The sequence below is a fragment of the Stutzerimonas kunmingensis genome, assembly GCF_014764705.1.
Classification (GTDB): domain Bacteria; phylum Pseudomonadota; class Gammaproteobacteria; order Pseudomonadales; family Pseudomonadaceae; genus Stutzerimonas.
The window spans coordinates 115,436-137,769 of the sequence record NZ_JACXXG010000002.1 but is presented as its reverse complement, the minus strand read 5'-3'; the positions used below and the strand labels follow the sequence as shown (position 1 = coordinate 137,769).

The 22,334-nt window shown below is 64.7% G+C and carries 21 protein-coding genes; 9 read left to right on the top strand and 12 right to left on the bottom strand.

Annotated elements, in window-relative coordinates; translation table 11 throughout:
- The first annotated feature begins 68 nt into the window (after positions 1-68).
- Positions 69-971, top strand: coding sequence for a LysR family transcriptional regulator (locus tag IEG05_RS02440; protein WP_191121607.1), 903 nt, complete (start codon positions 69-71; stop codon positions 969-971).
- Between the two features lie 145 nt (positions 972-1,116).
- Here IEG05_RS02440 and IEG05_RS02435 read toward each other — a convergent pair whose 3' ends face one another.
- From IEG05_RS02435 to glcD, 10 genes are all read right to left on the bottom strand, one after another.
- Entirely contained in the window at positions 1,117-1,491 is a 375-nt protein-coding gene (locus IEG05_RS02435) for an SCP2 sterol-binding domain-containing protein (RefSeq protein ID WP_046618421.1), read from the bottom strand.
- Between the two features lie 142 nt (positions 1,492-1,633).
- Positions 1,634-1,906, bottom strand: a complete 273-nt coding sequence (locus IEG05_RS02430; RefSeq protein WP_003283322.1) for an HU family DNA-binding protein — start codon at positions 1,904-1,906, stop codon at positions 1,634-1,636.
- A gap of 149 nt (positions 1,907-2,055) precedes the next feature.
- The gene (locus IEG05_RS02425; RefSeq protein WP_046618423.1) at positions 2,056-3,240 is read right to left on the bottom strand and encodes an NAD(P)/FAD-dependent oxidoreductase; all 1,185 of its coding nucleotides are present in this window, start codon (positions 3,238-3,240) and stop codon (positions 2,056-2,058) included.
- Positions 3,241-3,276: 36 nt separating this feature from the next.
- Positions 3,277-3,444 carry a rubredoxin gene (gene rd, locus IEG05_RS02420; RefSeq protein ID WP_003283319.1) on the bottom strand — a complete coding sequence of 56 codons (168 nt, stop codon included), beginning with the start codon at positions 3,442-3,444 and terminating at the stop codon, positions 3,277-3,279.
- A gap of 114 nt (positions 3,445-3,558) precedes the next feature.
- Positions 3,559-5,262: an L-lactate permease gene (locus IEG05_RS02415; protein WP_090521887.1), complete on the bottom strand. Its 1,704-nt coding sequence runs from the start codon at positions 5,260-5,262 to the stop codon at positions 3,559-3,561.
- A gap of 216 nt (positions 5,263-5,478) precedes the next feature.
- Positions 5,479-7,659, bottom strand: a complete 2,181-nt coding sequence (locus IEG05_RS02410; protein ID WP_191121606.1) for a malate synthase G — start codon at positions 7,657-7,659, stop codon at positions 5,479-5,481.
- A gap of 20 nt (positions 7,660-7,679) precedes the next feature.
- Positions 7,680-8,084 carry a heme-binding protein gene (locus IEG05_RS02405; RefSeq protein WP_015278494.1) on the bottom strand — a complete coding sequence of 135 codons (405 nt, stop codon included), beginning with the start codon at positions 8,082-8,084 and terminating at the stop codon, positions 7,680-7,682.
- 73 nt (positions 8,085-8,157) lie between these two features.
- Complete coding sequence (gene glcF / locus IEG05_RS02400) at positions 8,158-9,375, bottom strand: glycolate oxidase subunit GlcF (RefSeq protein ID WP_013981567.1); 1,218 nt, start codon at positions 9,373-9,375, stop codon at positions 8,158-8,160.
- A gap of 6 nt (positions 9,376-9,381) precedes the next feature.
- Positions 9,382-10,443, bottom strand: coding sequence for a glycolate oxidase subunit GlcE (gene glcE / locus IEG05_RS02395; RefSeq protein ID WP_191121605.1), 1,062 nt, complete (start codon positions 10,441-10,443; stop codon positions 9,382-9,384).
- Positions 10,443-11,942 (bottom strand): glycolate oxidase subunit GlcD, encoded by a 1,500-nt coding sequence (gene glcD, locus IEG05_RS02390; protein WP_191121604.1) that lies wholly within the window; start codon positions 11,940-11,942, stop codon positions 10,443-10,445. The genes glcE and glcD overlap by 1 nt, the downstream gene beginning before the upstream one ends.
- Positions 11,943-12,179: 237 nt before the next feature.
- On the opposite strand from glcD, the gene glcC reads away from it, so the two are divergent.
- The 7 genes from glcC to IEG05_RS02355 all read left to right on the top strand — a co-directional run bounded on the left by glcC (position 12,180) and on the right by IEG05_RS02355 (position 19,118).
- A complete protein-coding gene (gene glcC / locus IEG05_RS02385) occupies positions 12,180-12,953 on the top strand; it encodes a transcriptional regulator GlcC (protein WP_041015224.1) in 774 nt (257 codons plus the stop codon).
- Between the two features lie 114 nt (positions 12,954-13,067).
- On the top strand, positions 13,068-13,607 hold the full coding sequence (locus IEG05_RS02380) for a chorismate--pyruvate lyase family protein (RefSeq protein ID WP_046618435.1): 540 nt from the start codon (positions 13,068-13,070) through the stop codon (positions 13,605-13,607).
- Between the two features lie 42 nt (positions 13,608-13,649).
- On the top strand, positions 13,650-14,543 hold the full coding sequence (ubiA, locus tag IEG05_RS02375; RefSeq protein WP_090521878.1) for a 4-hydroxybenzoate octaprenyltransferase: 894 nt from the start codon (positions 13,650-13,652) through the stop codon (positions 14,541-14,543).
- 120 nt (positions 14,544-14,663) lie between these two features.
- Positions 14,664-15,353: a phosphate regulon transcriptional regulator PhoB gene (gene phoB / locus IEG05_RS02370; RefSeq protein ID WP_003283304.1), complete on the top strand. Its 690-nt coding sequence runs from the start codon at positions 14,664-14,666 to the stop codon at positions 15,351-15,353.
- Between the two features lie 68 nt (positions 15,354-15,421).
- Positions 15,422-16,723, top strand: a complete 1,302-nt coding sequence (phoR, locus tag IEG05_RS02365; RefSeq protein ID WP_042927859.1) for a phosphate regulon sensor histidine kinase PhoR — start codon at positions 15,422-15,424, stop codon at positions 16,721-16,723.
- A 98-nt stretch (positions 16,724-16,821) separates the two neighbouring features.
- On the top strand, positions 16,822-18,165 hold the full coding sequence (locus tag IEG05_RS02360) for a hemolysin family protein (protein ID WP_023444552.1): 1,344 nt from the start codon (positions 16,822-16,824) through the stop codon (positions 18,163-18,165).
- Between the two features lie 191 nt (positions 18,166-18,356).
- The gene (locus IEG05_RS02355; RefSeq protein ID WP_191121603.1) at positions 18,357-19,118 is read left to right on the top strand and encodes an outer membrane beta-barrel protein; all 762 of its coding nucleotides are present in this window, start codon (positions 18,357-18,359) and stop codon (positions 19,116-19,118) included.
- 52 nt (positions 19,119-19,170) lie between these two features.
- Here IEG05_RS02355 and IEG05_RS02350 read toward each other — a convergent pair whose 3' ends face one another.
- Positions 19,171-20,067, bottom strand: a complete 897-nt coding sequence (locus IEG05_RS02350) for a peptidoglycan DD-metalloendopeptidase family protein (protein ID WP_191121602.1) — start codon at positions 20,065-20,067, stop codon at positions 19,171-19,173.
- Positions 20,068-20,213: 146 nt separating this feature from the next.
- Positions 20,214-21,122 carry a response regulator gene (locus IEG05_RS02345; protein WP_191121601.1) on the bottom strand — a complete coding sequence of 303 codons (909 nt, stop codon included), beginning with the start codon at positions 21,120-21,122 and terminating at the stop codon, positions 20,214-20,216.
- Positions 21,123-21,301: 179 nt separating this feature from the next.
- Here IEG05_RS02345 and IEG05_RS02340 point away from each other — a divergent pair, with 179 nt between their 5' ends.
- A complete protein-coding gene (locus IEG05_RS02340) occupies positions 21,302-22,114 on the top strand; it encodes a universal stress protein (RefSeq protein WP_191121600.1) in 813 nt (270 codons plus the stop codon).
- Positions 22,115-22,334 lie beyond the last annotated feature (220 nt).

Genomic DNA, 22,334 nt, shown 5'->3' with positions numbered 1-22,334 from the left:
TGCGTTTTGCTCATTCCGAGATAAGCTCCTTGGCCATTGTCAGGCTTATCCCGTGAGGTCTTTGCATAATGCGCCGCAAGATTCCCAGCACCGCCGCGCTGATCGCCTTCGAGGCCGCTGCCCGCCACGAGAGCTTCACCCGCGCGGCCGACGAGCTGGCACTGACCCAGAGCGCCATCTGCCGGCAGATCGGCGGGCTGGAGGAATTCCTCGGCCTGGCGCTGTTCCGCCGTTCGCGGCGCGGCGTGAAGCTCACCGCCGCCGGCCAGTCCTACGCCCGCCGCATCGCAGCGCAGCTGGACGCGGTGGAGCGCGACACGCTGTCGGTGATGGGCCAGCAGGGCGCCATGAGCCTGGAGCTGGCCGTGGTGCCGACCTTCGGCACCCAGTGGCTGGTGCCGCGCCTCAGGCATTTCCAGGCGCTGCATCCGGAAATCACGGTGAACCTGACCAACCGCACCCGGCCCTTTCTCTTTGCCGATACCGAGTTCGATGCTGCCATCTACTTCGGCGATGCCGACTGGTCCGGTACCGAGGCGCACTACCTGATGCCCGAGGACCTGCAGCCAGTCTGCAGCCCCGCCCTGCTGCACGACGGTCAGCCGTTCACGACCCAAGCCCTGGCCGAACTGCCGCTGCTGCAGCAGACCACCCGACCCTATGCCTGGCGGCAGTGGTTCGATTCACTGGGATTGAAAGTCGCCCGCGACATGACCGGCCCGCGGCTGGAGCTGTTCTCCATGCTGGCGCAGGCGGCCGAGCATGGCATGGGGGTAGCGCTGATTCCGCCGTTCCTGATCCAGCGGGAACTGGCCGAGGGGCGGGTGGTGCTGGCGCATCCGCACGCCTATCGCAGCGAGACGCGGGCGTACTACCTGATGATTCCGGAGCGCAAGGTGGAGTCGGCGGGGCTGGTGGCGTTTCGGGATTGGTTGAAGGAGGAAGCGAGGGATTGGCGGGAGGGGGCGTAGGGACGTGAGGAATTTGGCACCTGAAGGGCCGTAGGGTGGCAACCGCGCAGCGTTTTCCACCACAGGTGGCGTGCAGGTTTGGGTCTGACGAGCCAGGTGCCAGGACATCCAGAATGAGCGCGCCGAATCGCGGGCACAGGCGAAACTACTTCTTCTTACGAGGCTTCAGATACTTCATCAGCCCCTGAAACCACATCACCAGCGCCGGATTCCCCTGGATCTGGATGTCCTTGTTCTGAATTCCCTGCATGAACGCCAGCTGCTTGTTCTTCGCCGTCATGGTGGCGAAGCCATAGGCGGCATCCTTGAACCCCAGGGAGAAAGCCGGCTCGCTCGCCGGGCCGCGCTTGCTGGTGACGCGCTGGTTCTTCACCACGAAATGCCGGGCGACCTTGCCGTCCAGAGTGTGCAGCTGGAAGCTCAGGTCCTTGTCGCCCAGCTGCTGCTGGAAGTCGGGATTGGTGCGGCTGGCCTTGGCCATCAGGCGGCCCAGCATCCAAAGCAGGAAGCGGAATTTCATAACGTGTAGTCCCGACCGGTACGAGAGGAAGGCCGCATTGTAGTGGCTTGATCGGCGGGGGGAAGGACGGGTACGAACGGGTCCGGGGCGGACCGGCTGGTCAGGTTTACCCGGAGCCGATCGGCTCCGGGTCGGCGCAGCGTCAGTTGACGGCGTCTTTGAGCATCTTGCCCGGTTTGAAGGCGACGGTATTGCTGGCCTTGATGGTTACCGGTTGCCCGGTTTGCGGGTTTTTCCCGGTGCGGGCACCACGGTGGCGCTGAACGAAGGTGCCGAAACCAACCAGGGTCACGCTGTCCTTGCGGTTCAGCGCGTTGGTGATTTCATCCAGCACGGCGTTGAGTACGCGATTGGCCTGGTCCTTGGACAGATCGGCCTTCTCGGCAATGGCTGCGGCGAGTTCCGGTTTACGCATTGGGAGCCTCTGAGACGTTTTTGTTGTTGTGTCCGTACTGTTCACAAGAACAGCGCTAAAGGCGCTGCAACAGCTCTAGGCTGGGGCAGACCCATGGAGAATGGCACGGCGCTAGCACCTGCGCCAGTCCCTGTAGGCGGCTCGCCAGCTCAGCCGGGGGACTTTAGCGACAGAATTTGCGGTAGTTCCGCCAGCACCGGCGGCAGCTGCTTGTTCAGCCCCAGCCGCTCCTGCACCGCCGCGCCGGTCAGGGCGTAGCCGAGCAGCTGCCCGGAGGCACCGAGATAGAGCGCTTTCACATCATTCCCCTGGGCCTCGACGGTCCACTCGCCTGCGCTACCGGCAGCGGGCAGTGAGACCACCACCGGGCATGCCGGGGTCTTTACGGTGACCGGCATGGGGCCATAACTGACAAAGGTAGGATTGCCAAACAGTGTTTTAGCCATGGCGCGCGCACCGGCCATCAGCGGCATGACGTAGAGCAGGTTCAACCCCTCCACTTCCGCGCAATCGCCGAGGGCGTAGACGTGGGCCGCCGAGGTCTGCAGCAGGCGATCAACGACGATGCCGCGCTTGACCTCAAGCCCCGCCTCGGCAGCCAGCTCGGTGCGCGGGCGCAGGCCGACGGCGCTGACCACCAGATCGCAGGCCAGCCGATTGCCATCGGAAAGCTGCGCCTGCAGGCCGTCGTCACTGCGTTCGAGGCGCTGCAGCGTTGCGCCCAGGTGGAAGCGCGCGCCGATGCCCTCCAAGCCACGCCTTACCGCCTGGGCCGCCTGCAGCGGCAGCAGGCCGGGCATGACCTGCTCGCTCGGCGCGACCAGATCGACCTCATGGCCGCCAAGCAGCAGGTCGTTCGCGAACTCGCAGCCGATCAGCCCGGCACCGAGGATCAGCACGCGGCGCTTGCCGGCGACGGCGGCGCGGAAGCGGCCGTAATCGTGCAGGTCGTTGATCGGGAATACCGCGTCGGCGGCATCGCCTGCGACCGGCACCTGGATCGTCTGCGCGCCCCAGGCCAGTACCAGATCGCGATATGAGACCGGTTCATTGCCGATCCACACGCGCCGATTCGCCGGATCGAGGCGGGTGACGCGGGTATGGATGCGAATCTCGGCGTTCAGCTGCTCAGCCATGGCACCGGCGGTGGCCATGCCCAGGCTTTCGGCGTTCTTGTTGGCGGCGAAACCGGTGGACAGCAGCGGTTTGGAGTAGGAGCGCCCGTCATCGGCGGTAATCAGCAACAGCGGCGTCTGCGTGTCCAGCTTGCGGAATTCACGGGCCAGGTTGTAGCCGGCCAGGCCGGTACCGATGATGACTACAGGTGCGCTCACGTCATGTCCTCGTATGGGTGGTTGGCGATACGGTTTTCAGCCGATGGCGATCATTTCGAAGTCCATCTTGCCGACACCGCAGTCCGGGCAAACCCAGTCTTCCGGCACGTCTTCCCAGGCCGTCCCGGGCGCGATGCCTTCTTCCGGTACGCCCAGCGCTTCGTCATAGATGTAGCCGCACACCACACATTGCCATTTCTTCATAGGTAACCTCGATGCTCTTTCGACTGCGACGCACGCTATACCAGAACAGCGCGCCGCACCAATCCCACAAATGAAAACGGGCGGCCTGAGCCGCCCGTCGCGATACCGCCAGGCTTAGCCTGCGGTACCCGCCAGCGGATCGCTGATGCCCATCACGTAGAACCCAATCAGGCCGATGGTGCCGGCCAGGATGAGGTAGTACAGGGTCGGCAGCATGGTCTTGCGCAGGGTGATCCCCTCGCGACCGAGCAGGCCTACCGTGGCCGAAGCCGCCACCACGTTGTGAATGGCGATCATGTTGCCCGCCGCCGCACCCACCGACTGCAGCGCTACCATCAGTGCACCGGACAGGCCGAGCAGCCCCGCGGTGTTGAACTGGAACTGCGACAGCATCAGGTTGGATACGGTGTTGGAACCGGCGATGAAGGCGCCCAGCGCACCGACTGCCGGAGCGAAGAACGGATAGACGCTACCCACGCTGTTGGCCACCAGCTGCGCCATGGCCACCGGCATGGACACCAGATCGGAGCCGTTCACGCCCGAGTTGATCAGGATCCGCACCATCGGGATAGTGAAGATCAGCACGAAGCCCGCGCCAAGCAGGGTCTTGCTCGACTCGGAAATCGCCGCGCCCAGCTCACCTGCCTTCATCCGATGCAGGAAGAAGGTGATCAGCACCACGATGCAGAGAATGCCACCCGGCAGGTACAGCGGCTCCAGCGTACCGGACACGCCGGTCTCACCGAGGATGTCCTTCCAGCCGAAGCTGAACGACATCAGCAGCGCCTTGAAATCCGGGAACACCCGCGACGCCACCAGCAGTGCTGCGAGGATCAGATACGGCGCCCAGGCCATCGGCACCGAAATCGGCGTCTTGCCGGCGACGTCCTCGATCTTCATCTCGATCTTGCCCATCCACTCGGATGGCCACTCGCTCGCCGGGGCGAAATCCCAGCTGTCCTTGGGCAGCAGGAAACCGGCCTTGGCCGCCGGTACAACGATGGCCAGACCGACCAGCGCACCGATCATCGACGGGAATTCCGGACCGAGGAACACACCCGCCGCGGCATACGGAATGACGAAGGCCAGACCGGTGAACACGGCGAACGGCGCAACCGCCAGACCTTCGGTCCAGGATTTGTTGCGGCCGAAGTAGCGGGTCATGATGCTGACCATGATCAGCGGCATGAGAATCCCGCACAGCGCATGGATGATCGCGACGCGCGAGAAGATCAGGTGGAAGAACACCTCCCAGTTACTGCCCACCGCTGCCAGCTGCTCGCTGATACCGGTCTTGTCCAGCCCCGCACCGACGCCGACCAGAATCGGCGTGCCCACCGCGCCGAAGGATACCGGCGTGGACTGCACCATCATCCCCATGACCACTGCCGCCAGAGCCGGGAAGCCCAGCGCGACCATCAGCGGCGCCGCCACCGCAGCCGGCGTACCGAAGCCCGACGCCCCCTCGATGAAGCAACCGAACAGCCAGGCGACGATCAGCACCTGAACGCGACGGTCAGGACTGACATTGGAGAAGCCACGCCGAATCGAACTGATCCCCCCGGAATGTTTCAGCGTGTTTAGCAGCAGAATCGCACCGAAGATGATCCAGAGGATCGCCGCGGTGAGGATCAGGCCCTGCAAGGTCGAGGCGATGACCCGGTTGAGGGTCATGTCCCAGGCCAGCAGGCCGATCACTGCAGTGAGGACGAAAACCAGCGGCATGGCGTACTTGGCCGGCCAGCGAAAGCCGATCAGCAGCACACCCGCCAGCACCAGCGGCACGAAGGCCAGGATGGACAGTAGTGTTTGACTCATTTGTTGGGTCCCTGCTTTTTTGTTGTGAACCGCTTCTATTGTGTCCGGGCATGCCCGGTGCCTCGCATAAAACGCCCCCACACGGCGCGCCTCGCAGCGACCAGGCCGAAACCTCGTCGCTCATGCTCGAAAGCCCCGGGCGCCGTGGAGCGCCTGGGGCTTCTGTCCTTTACCGCATGCGCCGGGCTTCCGGCAGCACGCGGCCGATCCTGCCTGTCAGCCCTGGGCCGCCTTGAAACGCTGGCGCCAGGCGTGCAGCAGAGGCTCGGTATAACCGGCCGGCTGCTCGCGCCCCTTGAACACCAGATCACAGGCCGCCTGGAACGCCGCCGACTGAGTGTAGTCGGCAGACATGGCGCGATAGAGCGGATCACCGGCATTCTGCTGGTCGACCACCTTGGCCATGCGCTCCAGGGTTTCCTGCACCTGCTCGCGGGTCACCACGCCATGGTGCAGCCAGTTGGCAATGTGCTGGCTGGAGATACGCAGGGTGGCGCGGTCTTCCATCAGGCCGACGTTGTGGATGTCCGGCACCTTGGAGCAGCCGACGCCCTGCTCGACCCAGCGCACCACGTAGCCGAGGATGCCCTGGCAGTTGTTGTCCAGCTCCTGCTGCTTCTCCTCAGCGCTCCACTTGTCCTCGGCGACCACCGGGATGCTCAGCAGGTCGTTGAGCAGTTGATCGCGCTCGGCGGCCAGATCGACCTTTTCCAGCTCGCTCTGCACGGCCTGCACGTTCACCTGGTGGTAGTGCAGCGCGTGCAGGGTGGCGCCAGTTGGCGACGGCACCCAGGCGGTGTTGGCGCCGGATTTCGGATGGCCGATCTTCTGCTCGAGCATGGCTGCCATCAGGTCCGGCATGGCCCACATGCCCTTGCCGATCTGCGCCTTGCCGCGCAGGCCACAGGCCAGGCCGACCAGCACGTTGTTGCGCTCGTAGGACTGGATCCACGGAGTGGACTTCATGTCGCCCTTGCGCAGCACCGGGCCGGCTTCCATGCAGGTGTGCATCTCGTCGCCGGTTCGGTCGAGGAAGCCGGTGTTGATGAACGCCACACGGTGCTTAGCTGCGGCGATACAGGCCTTGAGGTTGGCGCTGGTGCGGCGCTCCTCGTCCATGATGCCCATCTTCAGGGTGTAGCGCGGTACACCGATCAGCTCCTCGACGCGACCGAACAGTTCGTCGGCGAAGGCGACTTCCTTCGGTCCGTGCATCTTCGGCTTGACGATGTAGACGCTGCCGGTGCGCGAGTTTCCCTTGCGCGCCAGATCATGCTTGGCGATCAGGCTGGTGAACACGCCGTCCATTATGCCTTCCGGGATTTCGCGGCCGTCTTCCAGCAGGATCGCCGGGTTGGTCATCAGGTGACCGACGTTGCGGATGAACAGCAGCGAACGACCATGCAGTTTCAGCTCGCCGCCGTTGGGTGCGCTGTATTCGCGGTCCGGGTTCAGGCGGCGGACGAAGCTCGAGCTGCCCTTGGCGACTTCCTCGCTGAGGGTGCCCTGCACGATGCCCAGCCAGTTGCGGTAGGCCAGCACCTTGTCATCGGCATCCACCGCGGCGACCGAATCTTCGCAGTCGAGGATGGTGGAAACCGCGGACTCGACCAGCAGGTCCTTAACACCAGCAGCATCGGTCTGGCCGATCGGGCTGTTCGGATCGATCTGGATCTCAACGTGCAGGCCGTTGTTCTTCAGCAGCACGGCCTTCGGCTCTACCGCTTCACCCTGGAAGCCGACGAATTTTTCCGGCTGCTTGAGGCCGGTGACACTGCCGTTCTCCAGGGTGACCTTCAGCTGGCCATCCTGCACGCGATAGGCGGTGGCGTCGGCGTGGCTGCCTTCGGCCAGCGGCGCGGCCTGATCGAGGAAATTGCGCGCGTAGGCGATGACCTTGGCGCCACGGACTTCGTTGTAGCCCGGGCCCTTCTGCGCGCCGCCCTCTTCGGAGATGGCGTCGGTGCCGTAGAGCGCGTCGTACAGCGAGCCCCAGCGGGCGTTCGCGGCGTTCAGCGCATAACGCGCGTTCATGATCGGCACCACCAGCTGCGGGCCGGCCTGGGTGGCGATCTCACTGTCGACGTTGGCGGTTTCGATCTTCACCTCGCAGGGCACCGGCAGCAGGTAACCGATGGATTCGAGGAAGGCGCGGTAGGCGGCCATGTCCTTGATCGGACCGGGATTGGCTTTGTGCCAGGTGTCCAGCTCGACCTGCATGCGGTCGCGCTCGGCGAGCAGTTCACGGTTCTTCGGTGCCAGGTCGTGGACCAGGGCGTCCAAGCCCTGCCAGAAGGCGGCGGCTTCGATACCGCTGCCCGGCAGGACTTCGTCTTCGATGAAACGCTGCAGATTGGCCGCGACTTGCAGGCGGCCCAGGGTTACGCGCTCGGTCATCTGTCGTTCTCCTTGTCTGTTCAGTTGGCCAGGGCGGCAACGCCGGCCTTGGCGATCTGGGCGTCCTGCGCGGCGGTCACGCCGGAGACGCCAACCGAACCGATGACCTGGCCGTCAACCACTACCGGCACGCCGCCTTCCAGCGAGCAGACCACCGGCGCCGAGAGGAAGGCGCTGCGTCCGCCGTTGACCATGTCTTCGTAACCCTTGGTTTCGCGACGGCCGAGGGCCGAGCTGCGGGCCTTCTCGGTGGCGATGTAGGAGGCGATCGGCGCACAGCCGTCCAGACGCTCCAGCGCCAGCGGATGGCCGCCGTCGTCGGCGACGACGATGGTCACGGCCCAGCCGTTGGCCTGCGCTTCGGCACGGGCGGCGGCGAGGATGGTGGCGACTTCGGTCTGGCTCAGTACGGCTTTGCTTTTCATCTCGATTCTCCTGTCTTCGTATTTCGGTTGTTCGTTGGCCGCCCTGTCTGGGCGGCCGAACCATGAGGCATTGCTACTGCATCGATTCCTCGACCACTTCGATCCAGTGCTTGACCGGCGTGCGGCCGGCGCCATCGAGGTGGGTCTGGCAACCGATATTGGCGGTGACGATCACTTCCGGCTTGCCGCTCTCCAGCGCGTTGAGCTTGTTGTCGCGCAGCTGGTGGGAAATCTCCGGCTGGGTGATCGAATAGCTGCCGGCCGAGCCGCAGCACAGGTGCGCATCGGGCACCGCAGTGAGCTGGTAGCCCAGACGGGTGAGCACGTCTTCGACCGCGCCGCCGAGCTTCTGTGCGTGCTGCAGGGTGCACGGGCAGTGGAAGGCCATGCGCTTGTCGGCACGCACGTCGAGCTTTTCCAGCTCGGCGCTGCGCAGCACTTCGACCAGGTCCTTGGCCAGCTCGCTGACCCGCGCGGCCTTGGCCGCGTAGGCCGGGTCGTCCTTGAGCAGATGGCCGTATTCCTTGACGAAGGCGCCGCAGCCGCTGGCCGTCTGCACGATGGCTTCGGCACCGGCCTCGATGGCCGGCCACCAGGCGTCGATATTGCGCCGCGCGCGGTCTAGGCCGGCCTCCTGGGCGTTGAGGTGGTAGTCCACCGCACCGCAACAGCCGGCCTCACGCGCCGGGCTGACGCTAATGCCCAGGCGGTCGAGCACCCGTGCAGCGGCGGCGTTGGTGTTCGGCGACAGGCTCGGCTGCACGCAGCCTTCGAGCATCAGCACGCGACGCTGGTGCATGACCTGCGGGCGCGGTTTGGCCGGGCGAATCTCGCGCGGCAGGTGGTCCTTCAGCGAGGCCGGCATCAACGGCTTGAGCGCATTGCCGGCACCCAGCAGTGCCTTGAACAGGCCCGGTCGCGGGATCACCGTGCGCAGGCCGCCGCGCACGACGCGCTCGCCCAACGGGCGCTGCACCTGCTGCTCGATGAAGTCGCGGCCGATGTCCAGCAGATTGTGGTACTTCACCCCGGACGGGCAGGTGGTCTCGCAGTTGCGGCAGGTCAGGCAGCGGTCCAGGTGCAGCTGGGTGCTCTCGGTCACCTCACCGCCCTCGAGCATCTGCTTCATCAGGTAGATCCGCCCGCGCGGGCCGTCCAACTCGTCGCCGAGCAGCTGATAGGTCGGGCAGGTGGCGTTGCAGAAGCCACAGTGCACGCAGGAGCGCAGGATGCTTTCGGCTTCCTCGGCGCGCGGCAGTTTTTTCGCGGCTTCGCTCAGATTCGTTTGCATACGTCGTCAGACCTCGGAATACATGCGGCCGGGGTTAAAGATCCCCTGCGGATCCAGCGCGGCCTTGAGCTGGCGGTGATAGCGCAACAGCGGCGCCGACAGCGGCTGGAACGGATTGCTCGTGGCGCCTGCGGTAAAGCAGGTGGCGTGGCCGCCGACCTCGATGGCGATGCCGCGGATGGTCACCGCATCGGCGTCGGACTTCAGCCAGCGCTGGGCACCGGCCCAGTCCACCAGCTGGTCGCCCGGCAACGCCACGGCTGGCGTGTTGTTCGGCAGCGACAGGCGCCACAGCGGGCGCGGGTCGGCGAAGAAGGCCAGGCGCTGCTCGCGCAGATCGTTCCAGTAGCCGGGGTCGAGATCCTCGCCACCGATGCGCTCGCGGGCCGCACCAACAGAGCCTTCGCCGCCTTCCAAACGCAGGTGCAGCGCCTGGCCATCATGGCTGGCTGCACTGATCGGGATCGGCTGCTGCCCCCATTCGGCGAGCTTGAGCAGCGCGCGTTCGAGGTCGATTTCCAGACGCAGGCTGGTGCACAGGCGTGGCTTGGGCAGCACCTTGAGCGAGACTTCAGTAAGCACGCCGAGGCAACCAAAGCTGCCGGCCATCAGACGTGACAGGTCGTAGCCAGCGACATTCTTCATCACTTCGCCACCGAAACGCAGGTGCTTGCCCTGGCCGGTAATCACGCGCGAGCCGAGGACGAAATCACGCACCGAACCGCTCCACGGGCGACGCGGGCCGGACAGCCCGGCGGCGATCATGCCGCCAACCGTGGCACCTTCGCCGAAGTGCGGCGGCTCGCAAGGCAGCATCTGCCCTGCAGCATCCAGCGCGGCTTCCAGCTCCGTCAGCGACGTGCCGGCGCGAACGGTGACCACCAGCTCGGTGGGGTCATAGCTGACGATGCCGCGGTGCTCGCGGGTATCGAGCAGCACACCGTCGGCCTGCCGCCCGAGAAAGCTCTTGCTGCCGCTGCCCTGAATGCGCAGCGGCGTGTTGGCGGCAAGTGCCTGGTTGACCTGGTCCAGCAACTGCGCGCTGGCGTCGTTGGCGATTACGGACATCAGAAACGCTCCAGTTCAGGGAAAGGCAGCTGGCCGTTGTGGATGTGCATGCGGCCGAATTCGGCGCAGCGATGCAGGGTCGGAATGTTCTTGCCCGGGTTGAGCAGGCCGCTCGGGTCGAATGCCGCCTTGACCGCGTGGAACAGCGTCAGCTCGTCGGCATTGAACTGCGAGCACATCTGATTGATCTTCTCGCGGCCGACGCCGTGTTCGCCGGTGATGCTGCCGCCGACCTTCACGCAGAGTTCGAGGATCTTGCCGCCGAGGTCTTCGGCGCGCTCCAGCTCACCGGGCTGGTTGGCATCAAAGAGAATCAGCGGGTGCATGTTGCCGTCGCCGGCATGGAACACGTTGGCCACGCGCAAGCCGAACTGCTCGGAGAGATCGGAGATGCCCTTGAGCACACCCGGCAGCTCGCGGCGAGGAATGGTGCCGTCCATGCAGTAGTAGTCCGGCGAGATGCGCCCGACCGCCGGGAAGGCGTTCTTGCGTCCGGCCCAGAAACGCACGCGCTCGGCTTCGTCTTTGGCCAGGCGCACTTCGGTGGCGCCAGCCAGCTTGAGCACTTCGCTGACTCGCGCGCAGTCGTCATGCACGTCGGCTTCGACGCCATCCAGTTCGCAGAGCAGAATCGCCTCAGCATCCACCGGATAACCGGCGTGAATGAAGTCCTCGGCAGCACGGATCGACAGGTTGTCCATCATCTCCAGCCCGCCAGGGATGATGCCGGCAGCGATGATGTCGCCCACCGCACGCCCGGCCTTCTCCACCGAGTCGAAGGCGGCCAGCAGCACCTTGGCCACCTGCGGCTTGGGCAGCAGCTTGACCGTCACCTCGGTGACGATGCCGAGCATGCCTTCGGAGCCGGTGAACAGCGCCAGCAAGTCGAAGCCTGGCGAATCCAAGGCGTCGGAGCCGAGCGTCATGCGCTCGCCTTCGACGGTGAGGATGTCCACCTTGAGCAGGTTGTGCACGGTCAGGCCGTACTTCAGACAATGCACGCCACCGGCATTCTCGGCGACGTTACCGCCGATAGAGCAGGCGATCTGCGACGAAGGGTCCGGCGCGTAGTACAGCTCGTAGGGGGCCGCGGCCTGGGAGATCGCCAGGTTGCGCACGCCGGGCTGGACCCGGGCGAAGCGCCCAGCCGGGTCGACTTCGAGAATCTTGTTGAAGCGCGCCATGACCAGCAGGATGCCCTGCTCCAGTGGCAGCGCGCCGCCAGAAAGGCCGGTACCGGCGCCACGGGCAACCACCGGCACGCCGCGCTGATGGCAGAGCTTGAGCAGCGTCTCGACCTGCTCAATGCGCTCGGGCAGCACCACCAGCAGCGGCGTGGTGCGGTAGGCGGAAAGCCCGTCGCACTCGTAGGGCTTGAGGTCCTCGCTGCGGTGGAGGATGTCCAGATCGGGCAACTGCGCCTGCAGCTCGGCCAGCAGGACGGCCTTGTCGACCCTGGGCAACGCACCATCGACGCGTTCGTCGTAGAGAATGTTCATGGCAGGTTCCGGTTCTCGTGGGTTGCAGCCAGCGCGAACGACTGCGGTGGAATGACGCATCTTTAACGTCGAAGATGGTCCCCAGTCCATGACCTAGACAACTGGTCCTACCAGTTTTTTGTAGTCGCCTGATGAAAGGCACTACCGAACAGCCCTCCAGACGGTGCTGTTACTGGTATTCAGGCATTCAGGGTAAACTCACGCCAAACTGGTCCTACCAGTGGGAGAACGAAGGACATGCAGAACGAAAACCACAATGACCGTCGTCAAGTCGCCGATGTCGTCGCCGAGCGTATCGAACGGCTGATCGTCGACGGCGTATTGAAGGTTGGCCAGGCGCTGCCATCGGAACGCCGCCTGTGCGAGAAGCTGGGCATTTCCCGCTCCGCGTTGCGCGAGGGCCTGCGCGTATTGCGTGGACGCGGCATCATCGAGACGTCCCAGGGCCGTGGCTCTTTCGTCGCCGAACTGTCCGGCAACCACGACGCTAGCCCGCTGATGCACCTGTTCAACTCGCAACCGCGCACGCTCTACGACCTGCTGGAAGTACGCGCGCTGCTGGAAAGCGAGTCGGCGCGGCTGGCCGCACTGCGCGGCACCGATGCGGATTTCGTGCTGCTCGGCCGCCGCTACGAGGAAATGCTCGCCGCCCACGCCAGCGAGGACGGCGCCGACCCCCGCGAGCACGCCCGCCTCGACCACGCGTTTCATCTGGCAATCTGCGAGGCCTCGCACAACCCGGTGCTGGTGCACACGCTGCAGTCGCTGACCGACCTGATGCTCAGCACGGTGTTCGCCTCGGTGAACAACCTCTACCACCGACCGGCGCAGAAGAGGCAGATCGACCGCCAGCACTCGCGTCTCTATCACGCGGTGATCGAGCGTCTGCCGGAACAGGCCCAGCGCGCCGCGCGCGACCATATCCACGGCATTCGCGACAATCTCAAGGAGATCGAGCAGGAAGAGCAGCGCCTGGTGCGCGCCACCATGCGCCTTGAAGGCTGGACCTGAGGCGTATGTAGCGTTTACCGAGCGCGGCTACAGCCCTGGCCGGAGAGCCGCACCCGTGCCGCGCCCAAGTCGCATGCTAGACTCGCCGCTCTTTTCCGCTAGCTCTGACGCACCGTGTCCGAAATTCATGACTGGCTAAGTGCCGACCGCCTCCCCTCCCCCCTCGATCCCGCCCTGCACGACTGGCTCTACGTCGACAAGGGCTCGCTCACCCGCCGCCTGACCGAGCTGGCCGATGGCGCCTTCAGCGTGACGCCGCTACACGAAGCCTGGCAGCCCCTGCGCGCCGACGAGTGCGCCGCGCTCGGCGTTCCGGCCGACAGCGAGGGCTGGGTGCGTGAGGTCTATCTGTGCGGTCATGGCCAGCCCTGGGTGTTCGCCCGCAGCGTCGCCGCGCGAGCGCAGCTGGAGGACTCCGGCCTCGACCTGCAGCGCTTGGGCAATCGTTCCCTGGGTGAGCTGTTGTTCAGCGATCCGGCCTTTGCCCGCGGCACGCTAGAGGCCTGTCATTACCCCGCGCGCTGGCTACCGGATGCGTGCCGTGTCGACGGCCTCTGGGCGCGGCGCTCGTGCTTCCGCCAGAATCGGCTCGGCGTGCTGGTCGCCGAGGTGTTCCTCCCCGAGCTGTGGCAGGCCGCCGCCGTCACGCCCTGAGCGCGCCGCTCTGCATGCCCCTTCCGCCAAGGAGAGCCGTTGATGTATCTAAAACTGCTGCAATCGTGCAATCGCCTGCACCCGCGCGCCTGGGACTTCATCCAGCTGATGCGCCTGGACCGGCCCATCGGCACCTATCTGCTGCTATGGCCGACGCTGTGGGCGCTGTGGATCGCCGCCGAAGGCGTGCCCAGCGCGAAGAATCTGTTCATCTTCGTCACCGGCGTCATCCTGATGCGCGCCGCCGGCTGCGTGGTCAACGACTTCGCCGACCGCAATTTCGATGGCCACGTGCAACGCACCCAGGCCCGTCCCATGGCCACCGGCAAGATCAGCTCGCGCGAGGCCTGGACGCTGTTCGCCGTGCTGGTGGGCCTGAGCTTCGGCCTGGTGCTGCTGACCAACGCGACCACCGTCTACCTGTCCTTCGGCGCCCTGGCGCTGGCCGCCTGCTACCCGTTCATGAAGCGCTACACCTTCTATCCGCAGGTGGTGCTCGGCGCGGCCTTCTCTTGGGGCATGCCGATGGCCTTCACCGCCGAGACCGGCAGCCTGCCGCCCGAGGCCTGGCTGTTGTTCATCGCCAACCTGCTGTGGACGGTGGCCTACGACACCTACTACGCCATGGCCGACCGCGAGGACGACCTGAAGATTGGCATCAAGTCCACCGCCATCCTCTTCGGCGAAGCGGACCGCGTCATCATCGTCACCCTGCAGGGCCTGGCGCTGTTCTGCCTGCTCCTTGCCGGCGTGCGCTTCGAGCTGGGCCAGTGGTTCCACCTCGGGCTGGTGGTCGCCGCCGGCTGCTTCGCCTGGGAGTTCTGGAAAACCCAATCGCGCAAACCACAGATCTGCTTCAAGGCGTTCCTGCACAACCACTGGGCAGGACTGGCGATCCTGGCGGGCATCGTGCTGGACTACGCTACCAAGGCTTAAGCCCAGGCGCGCCGGGCTAGAGCGCCGGAGCACGGCAGCCTGCTGCCGTCTGCCTGTCACATGGCTGCAATAATTCCGTTATCTAATGCCGGACGACAAGAACAGACCCGAGGCTTGACCATGAACGGCAAGAGCATACTGATCGTCGATGACGAGGCGCCGATCCGGGAGATGATCGTCGTCGCCCTGGAAATGGCCGGCTATGACTGTCTCGAAGCAGAGAACACCCAGCAGGCCCACGCGCTGATCATCGACCGCAAGCCGGACCTGATCCTGCTCGACTGGATGCTGCCCGGAACTTCGGGCATCGAACTGGCGCGCCGCCTCAAGCGCGACGAGCTGACAGCCGACACGCCGATCATCATGCTCACCGCCAAGGGTGAAGAGGACAACAAGATCCAGGGCCTGGAAGTCGGCGCCGACGACTACATCACCAAGCCCTTCTCGCCGCGCGAGCTGGTCGCCCGCCTGAAGGCCGTGCTGCGCCGAGCGACGCCAGTGGACAGCGAATCGCCGATCGAGATCGGCGGCCTGCTGCTCGATCCGGTCAGCCATCGCGTCACCATCGACGGCAAGCCGGCCGAGATGGGTCCAACCGAATACCGCCTGCTGCAGTTCTTCATGACCCACCAGGAACGCGCCTACACCCGCAGCCAGCTGCTCGATCAGGTCTGGGGCGGCAATGTCTATGTAGAAGAGCGCACCGTCGATGTGCATATCCGCCGACTGCGCAAGGCGCTCGGCGAAGCCTACGAGAACCTGGTGCAGACGGTACGCGGCACCGGTTATCGTTTCTCCAGCAAAAGCTGAGCACGCCGGGTGAGCATACGTCCCGGCGTCTTCCACCCCATCATCGCCACCTTTCTGGAGTACATCGGTTGAATCAGGACTGGCAAGGAGCCCTCGTGCGTCGCCTGCTGCTTCTGCTGGGCGGCTGCCTGCTACTGGGACTGCTGACCGGCGAATATGCCTGGGCGCTGGTCCTTGGCCTGACCGGCTACCTGATCTGGACCCTGCGCCAGCTGCTGCGCCTTCAGCGCTGGCTGCGGCGTGCCGACCCGGACGAAGCGCCGCCGGATTCGGCCGGCATCTGGGGCGATATCTTCGACAGCCTCTACCAGCTGCAGCGCCGCGACCTGCGCCTGCGCGGCGAACTGCAAGGCATCATCGATCGCGCCCAGGGCTCTACCGCCGCACTCAAGGATGCGGTGATCATGCTCGACAGCGATGGCAATCTGGAATGGTGGAACCCCGCCGCCAACCGCCTGCTGGGGCTGAAGAAGCCGCAGGACGCCGGTCACCCGATCGGCAACCTGGTGCGTCATCCGGCGTTCAAGGAGTACTTCGACGGCGGCAACTATGACCAGCCGCTGGAGCTGGCATCTCCCGTCGATGACCGCATTCGCCTGCAGTTCAACATCACTCGCTACGGCAACCGCGAGCACCTGCTGCTGGTCCGCGACGTCACCCGCCTCCACCAGCTGGAGCAGATGCGCAAAGACTTCGTCGCCAACGTATCCCACGAGCTGCGCACGCCGCTCACCGTCATCGCCGGCTATCTGGAGACGCTGCTGGAAAACGCCGACGCGGTGAACCCGCGCTGGCTCCGGGCGCTGCAGCAAATGAATCAGCAGGCCGGGCGCATGCAGCACCTGCTCAATGACCTACTCCTGCTGGCTCGTCTGGAAACTAGCAGTCGCCCGACCGACAACCAGCCGGTGGCGGTGGGCCTGCTGCTGCAATCGATCATCAGCGATGCCCGCGCACTATCTGGCAGCCGCGGCCACCTGATCAGCCTCGATGCCGACCCGGCGCTGCTGCTCAAGGGCAGCGAGACGGAGCTGCGCAGCGCCTTCTCCAACCTGGTGTTCAATGCAGTGAAGTACACGCCCGATGGTGGCAGCGTGCATGTGCGCTGGTGGAGTGACGAGGTGGGCGCGCACCTGAGTGTCGAGGACAGCGGTATCGGCATCGAGCAGAAGCACCTGCCACGCCTGACCGAGCGTTTCTACCGCGTCGACTCGAGCCGTGCCAGCAGCACCGGCGGCACGGGACTGGGGCTTGCCATCGTCAAGCACGTGCTGCTGCGCCACCAGGGCCGCCTGGATATCAGCAGTACACCTGGCCGAGGCAGCCGCTTCTCCTGCCACTTCCAGAACAGCCAGGTGTCCGAACGCTGACCCGCTGCCTGCGCGAGCCGGAAAAATCCCGGCTCATCGCTTGAAAAGCCGGCCCGCCGCCGCCATCCTGTCGCGATCATTGGCTACCCGACCCCTTCATGGACCCCTCCCCCAGTTACGCCGCCTCGTCCTACTTCGCCGACTTCGGCCTGATTCTCTTTGCCCTGTTCCTCGTGCTGCTCAACGGCTTCTTCGTTGCCGCCGAGTTCGCCATGGTCAAGCTGCGCTCCACCAAGGTGGAAGCGATTGCCAGCCGGCACGGCTGGCGCGGGCACATTCTGCGCACCGTTCACGCTCAGCTCGACGCCTACCTTTCGGCCTGCCAGCTAGGCATCACACTGGCTTCGCTCGGCCTCGGTTGGGTCGGCGAGCCGGCGTTCGCGCACCTGCTCGAACCGCTGTTGGCCAGCATCGGCATCCAGTCCCAGGCGCTGGTGCACGGCATCGCTTTCTTCACTGCCTTCTTCATCATTTCCTACCTGCATATCGTGGTTGGTGAGCTGGCGCCGAAGTCCTGGGCGATCCGCAAGCCGGAGCTGCTATCGCTGTGGACGGCCGTTCCGCTGTACCTGTTCTACTGGCTGATGTACCCGGCCATCTACCTGCTCAATGCCAGTGCCAACGCCATTCTGCGCATTGCCGGCCAGGGCGAGCCGGGGGCGCACCACGATCATCACTACAGCCGCGACGAGCTCAAGCTGATCCTGCATTCCAACCGCGCCCGCGACCCCGGCAACCAGCAGATCCAGGTGCTGGCCTCGGCGGTGGAAATGAGCGAGCTGGAAGTCGTTGACTGGGCCAACTCCCGCGAGGATCTGCTGCAACTCGAGCACGATGCGCCGCTGAGCGAGGTCCTCGAGGTCATTCGCCGCCACAAGTACAGCCGCTACCCGGTCTACGACAACCAGCAGGGCGAGTACGTCGGCTTGCTGCACATCAAGGATCTGCTGCTGGCGCTGGCCGCCGATGATCACCTGCCCGAGCACTTCTGCCTGAACGAGCTGCTGCGCCCACTGGAGCGGGTGTCCAAGCACATGCCGCTGGCCAGCCTGCTCGAGCAGTTTCGTCAGGGAGGGGCGCATTTCGTACTGGTCGAGGAAGGCGACCACAAGGTGATTGGCTTCCTGACCATGGAAGACGTGCTCGAAGTGCTGGTTGGCGACATCCAGGACGAACATCGCAAGACCGAACGCGGCGTGCTTGCCTACCAGCCCGGCAAGCTGCTGGTCCGCGGCGACACCCCGCTGTTCAAGCTGGAGCGCCTGCTGGAGATCGATCTCGATCACGTCGAGGCCGAAACCCTTGCCGGTCTGGTTTACGAGACGCTGAAACGTGTCCCCGATGAAGACGAAGTGCTCCAGGTCGATGGCCTGCAGATCGTCATCAAGAAAATGCGCGGACCGAAGATCGTTTTGGCCAAGGTTCTTCGTTTTCCGGGATAGATCGCCCGCCATTGCTGGCCAATCACAGTTACCTTTTCGTTTACATACCGCTCGCTAATCCTTGATTTACAAGTATTAACGACCGCCCATCGTGATACGCAGAATTATTTTCAGACAGCGCCAGTCCACGCCATAGGCGGCTCGCTTGAGCCGCCACCGATTTCTTATCGAATGACGATGGAGCTTCCCGCATGCGCATCAATGGTTTGACTACCACAACCGCCTTGGCCCTGTGCCTGGCAGCCACCTCTCAGGCTTTCGCTCAATCGGCCACCGGCCCGATCTCCACGTTCGGCGTCATTGGCTCGCACAATCAGTACAAGCTGACCGTGAACGACGAAAGCGACAAGGAGCGCCTCAACCAGGGCGGGCTGTACTACAACTTCGGCAACAAGATGACCGGACACGAAGGCTTCATCTACCAGGCCGGAATCGAAGGTCAGTACCGTGAAAAAGACGATGTGGAATATCTGTCCGCTCGCGCCGATCTCGACCTGGGCCTGCGCGCAGCCCTGAGTACCAACAACTATGTCGACCTGATTGTCGGCGGCGGCTACGACTGGGGACGCATCGAGCAGGATGACGTGCGCGTCGGCATCTTCGAGGAAGACGTCAAGCTGACCACCCGCTCGCCATTCGCCAAGGCAGGTATCGGCTACAACTACCTGACGCCCGACTACACCGTGCGCCTTGAAGTGGGCGCCCGCTATTCCATTGAAGCGGACAGCAAGCTGAAGGTTGGCGGCGAAAGCGACACCGTCGACCTCAAGGACAAGGTCAACCCCTACGGTGAGCTGAGCGTGCTGTGGAACAAGGGCATCAACAACATGCCAATCAGCGCCAGTTTGTACTACACCCAGACCCGCTACGAGATCGACAGTGACAGCGAGTTCGCCGAAAACAGCAAGCTCAAGCAGGAACAGGTCGGTTTGAAGGTCGGCCTGGCATTCTGAGTCGCTGAAGTTGCCGACCTGTCATGAACGGACCGGTGAGCGGCCAGCGCGGCTACTCACCCCCCACGGCGAAATTCGGCAGGCTGTTGACCGGCTGGGAGAAGTCGAAGGGAATCGACTCGATCGCCAGGCCGACGTTGCGCTGCACCACGAAGTGCAGGTGCGGGCCGGTGCTGTTGCCGGTATTGCCGGAGCGTGCAATGCGCGTACCGCTCTCGACTCGCTGCCCTTCACGCACCGCCACCGAGCCCTTCATCAGGTGAAGGTAGACACCCATGGTGCCGTCGTCATGCATGATGCGCACGAAGTTGCCGGCCGGATTGTTGCCCCGCCCGCTCTGTTCGTTCTCGATCTTTACTACCATGCCGCCGCGCGCGGCGACGATGGGCGTGCCTTCGGGCATGGCGATGTCGACGGCGTAGCGACCCTTGGGCGTGAAATGGCTGTACTGGCCGTTGGCGCCCTGGGTCAGGCGGAACGGACCGCCGCGCCATGGCAGCGGATACTTGTAAGGTTTGGGCAGCAGGCGCGGATCGCCCAGGGCATGGCGAAGCTTGGGCGTGTACTTGAGTGGCTTGCTGGCATCGCGCGGGGCCAGCGTGGCCAGCCGAATCTGACTGCGCGGCGGCAATACCCAGCGAATCGGCTTGGCCGGTGCGCCGACGGCATTGACGACGTTTTCCAGCTTCAGCTCGATATCGACCGGCGCGAACAGGTCGTTACGCACCAGCAGCGTCTCGCCAGCCGCGTGCTTGTGGGTTTCCAGTTTGACCTGGGTGTCGAGCTTTTCCACCATGCGGTCACTGAAGACGAAAACCTGCGCGCCAGGCGCAGCCTGATCGCTGTAGGTCACGACCCCATTGGCGTCGGTGTATTTGTAGATGGTCAGGGCCAGCGCCGGCGTAGCCAGCAGCGGCAGCCCGAGCAACATAAGAATGCGCCCCAGCATAACGGCAGTTTTTCTAGTGGTTATAGTGTTAGAGCGGGAAGACTAGCAGTGCCGAAGAACCTGTGCGAGCCACCGACCGTCGGGGTGTGATGCTCGTCAGTTTGTCTGCGTGGCCAGGCGCCGAACGGTCACCTGGCCGGATCGAATCAGGCGCCTGGGACGAAGTGCCGCTGCGCGGTACCACGGGCGATCAGGCGCGACAGGTAGTCCATCTTCTGCGGATCGCGATCAACGAAGCGGAACGACAGCTGCAGCCACTCGCTGTCGGGCTTGGGTTCGAACGCGGCGACGGCATGCAGGTAGCCATTGAGACGGGCGACCTCACCGCCCTCGCCCTGCTCGAGATCGAGCACGGCGCTTTCCAGCACCTGCGGCAACTGCTCGCCGCGTTTGACCACCAGCAGCGCTTCCTTGAGGCTCAGTGCCTTGATCACGCACGCGACACTGCCGTTGGCCAGGCGCAACTGGCCCTGCCCGCGACCGGACGCGGCACCGGCTGGTGCGCTGGCAGGCGCTGCACTGGGCTGAATCAGCGGCGAGGCCTTGGCTTCGGCGGCCGGAGCGGCGGGTCGTACCACCTCGGCCTTGCCGCCCGTCAGCGCGGCCAGCGAGTCGTTGGCCATGCCGGTCGCCAGGCTTCGCGTCGGCGCACTGGCGGCCAGGGCATCCAGCTTGCCGGCGCGGCCGAGAGCCTTGCGTACCTTGCTGGTGAGCTGTTCGTTGGAAAACGGCTTGCCGATGAAATCCGAAACGCCGGCCTGAATGGCCTGCACCACGTTCTCCTTGTCGCCACGACTGGTGACCATGATGAACGGCGTGGTCTTCAGCGCATCCTGCGTGCGGCACCAGGTCAGCAGCTCCAGCCCCGACATCTCCGGCATTTCCCAATCGCAGAGAATCAGGTCGAAGCGCTCGCGGCTGAGCATCTGCTGGGCCTTGCGCCCGTTGACCGCATCCTCGATGCGAATGCCGGGAAAGTGACTACGGAGCGCCTTCTTCACCAGATCCCGAATAAAGGGCGCGTCATCCACTACCAGCACACTGACCTTGCTCATCCTTAACTCCTGCTCGAATGCCGGCAAGCATAGCCGCAGGATCGGATCGACAAAAGCACGAGTGACCATTGCCCATGAAGTTGTTGCGCCCGATCAACCCAGCGACACGGGTCACGGACGGGACATGCTCCCACTGCCACGGCATACTTGCGCCTTTCGCCAGCTTCGCGAGGCCGCCCATGCTTCAGCACAATCGGGTTCAGCACATTCTTGTCGCCCACGATCTCAGCCCGGACGCCGATCTCGCGCTGCAACGTGCCGCCGGCCTGGCGCGCCAGACCGGTGCTCGCATCAGCCTGCTTTACGTACTCGACGAGCGCGACGCAGGGAGCGACGAACAGCAGGCACGCGCACTCCTGCAGCAACGCCTGCAGGAGAACGGGCTGGGTCAGCTCGAACCCTGGATTCGCCGCGGGCAGCCGGTGGAGGAGATCCTCACCCAGGCGGAGGGGCTGGAGGCCGATCTGCTGGTGCTGGGCCGCCATCACAAGGGGTCGAGCCAGGGATTCGCCGGCACCACGCTGGAGCGCATCATGCTGGAAAGCCGGGCGCCGCTGTTGCTGGCCATAACCCCGGCGGACGCCCCGTATTATCGCGCCGTGGCTGCGCTGGATTTCTCCCGCTGCGCCACGCGCGCTATGCACTGCGCCTGGGAGTTGCTGGGCGAAGGTGCCGAGCTGCATGCCCTGCATATCGACGAGATGGCCGAGGTACATGGCCCCGATTACGAAGGCCTGTCGCTGCAGCAGGAGCTGTTCGACCAGCTGATCGAAGATATCCAGCCGCAGCTGCCGGATACCGGCGCGCTGCTGAGCTACAGCCTGCATCAGGGCGAGCGCAACAATTGCATGGACGCGGCATTGCGCGACCTGCAACCGCAGCTGCTGGCCCTTGGCAGTCACAGCCGCGGTGAACTGAGCAGCGCTCTGCTCGGCAGCCTCGCCCGGCACTTTATCGACAACCCGCCCTGCGACATCCTGATCGCGCGCTGAAGCGCGTCTCTGCCCGCCTGCGCCCGACGGCGCAGGTGCATGCAAGCACAGCATCACTGATCGGCACGCCGCCATCAGGTTGCGTCCTTGCAAACCCCTGCTACGTTTAGAGCCAGAACAACAATAAGAAGAAGACGCCCATGAGCCTCGCTTCGACTCGTTTCTGGTCCCGCTTTCCAGCTCCCATCTCTGCGACTTTCCACGACGACGTGATGCCCCG

Coding starts and splice junctions, on each gene's coding strand:
- IEG05_RS02440 (WP_191121607.1), top strand. CDS start 69: ATGCGCCGCAAGATTCCCAGCACCGCCGCGCTGATCGCCTTCGAGGCC.
- IEG05_RS02435 (WP_046618421.1), bottom strand. CDS start 1,491: ATGAAATTCCGCTTCCTGCTTTGGATGCTGGGCCGCCTGATGGCCAAG.
- IEG05_RS02430 (WP_003283322.1), bottom strand. CDS start 1,906: ATGCGTAAACCGGAACTCGCCGCAGCCATTGCCGAGAAGGCCGATCTG.
- rd (WP_003283319.1), bottom strand. CDS start 3,444: ATGAAGAAATGGCAATGTGTGGTGTGCGGCTACATCTATGACGAAGCG.
- IEG05_RS02415 (WP_090521887.1), bottom strand. CDS start 5,262: ATGAGTCAAACACTACTGTCCATCCTGGCCTTCGTGCCGCTGGTGCTG.
- IEG05_RS02410 (WP_191121606.1), bottom strand. CDS start 7,659: ATGACCGAGCGCGTAACCCTGGGCCGCCTGCAAGTCGCGGCCAATCTG.
- IEG05_RS02405 (WP_015278494.1), bottom strand. CDS start 8,084: ATGAAAAGCAAAGCCGTACTGAGCCAGACCGAAGTCGCCACCATCCTC.
- glcF (WP_013981567.1), bottom strand. CDS start 9,375: ATGCAAACGAATCTGAGCGAAGCCGCGAAAAAACTGCCGCGCGCCGAG.
- glcE (WP_191121605.1), bottom strand. CDS start 10,443: ATGTCCGTAATCGCCAACGACGCCAGCGCGCAGTTGCTGGACCAGGTC.
- glcD (WP_191121604.1), bottom strand. CDS start 11,942: ATGAACATTCTCTACGACGAACGCGTCGATGGTGCGTTGCCCAGGGTC.
- glcC (WP_041015224.1), top strand. CDS start 12,180: ATGCAGAACGAAAACCACAATGACCGTCGTCAAGTCGCCGATGTCGTC.
- ubiA (WP_090521878.1), top strand. CDS start 13,650: ATGTATCTAAAACTGCTGCAATCGTGCAATCGCCTGCACCCGCGCGCC.
- phoB (WP_003283304.1), top strand. CDS start 14,664: ATGAACGGCAAGAGCATACTGATCGTCGATGACGAGGCGCCGATCCGG.
- IEG05_RS02360 (WP_023444552.1), top strand. CDS start 16,822: ATGGACCCCTCCCCCAGTTACGCCGCCTCGTCCTACTTCGCCGACTTC.
- IEG05_RS02355 (WP_191121603.1), top strand. CDS start 18,357: ATGCGCATCAATGGTTTGACTACCACAACCGCCTTGGCCCTGTGCCTG.
- IEG05_RS02350 (WP_191121602.1), bottom strand. CDS start 20,067: ATGCTGGGGCGCATTCTTATGTTGCTCGGGCTGCCGCTGCTGGCTACG.
- IEG05_RS02345 (WP_191121601.1), bottom strand. CDS start 21,122: ATGAGCAAGGTCAGTGTGCTGGTAGTGGATGACGCGCCCTTTATTCGG.
- IEG05_RS02340 (WP_191121600.1), top strand. CDS start 21,302: ATGCTTCAGCACAATCGGGTTCAGCACATTCTTGTCGCCCACGATCTC.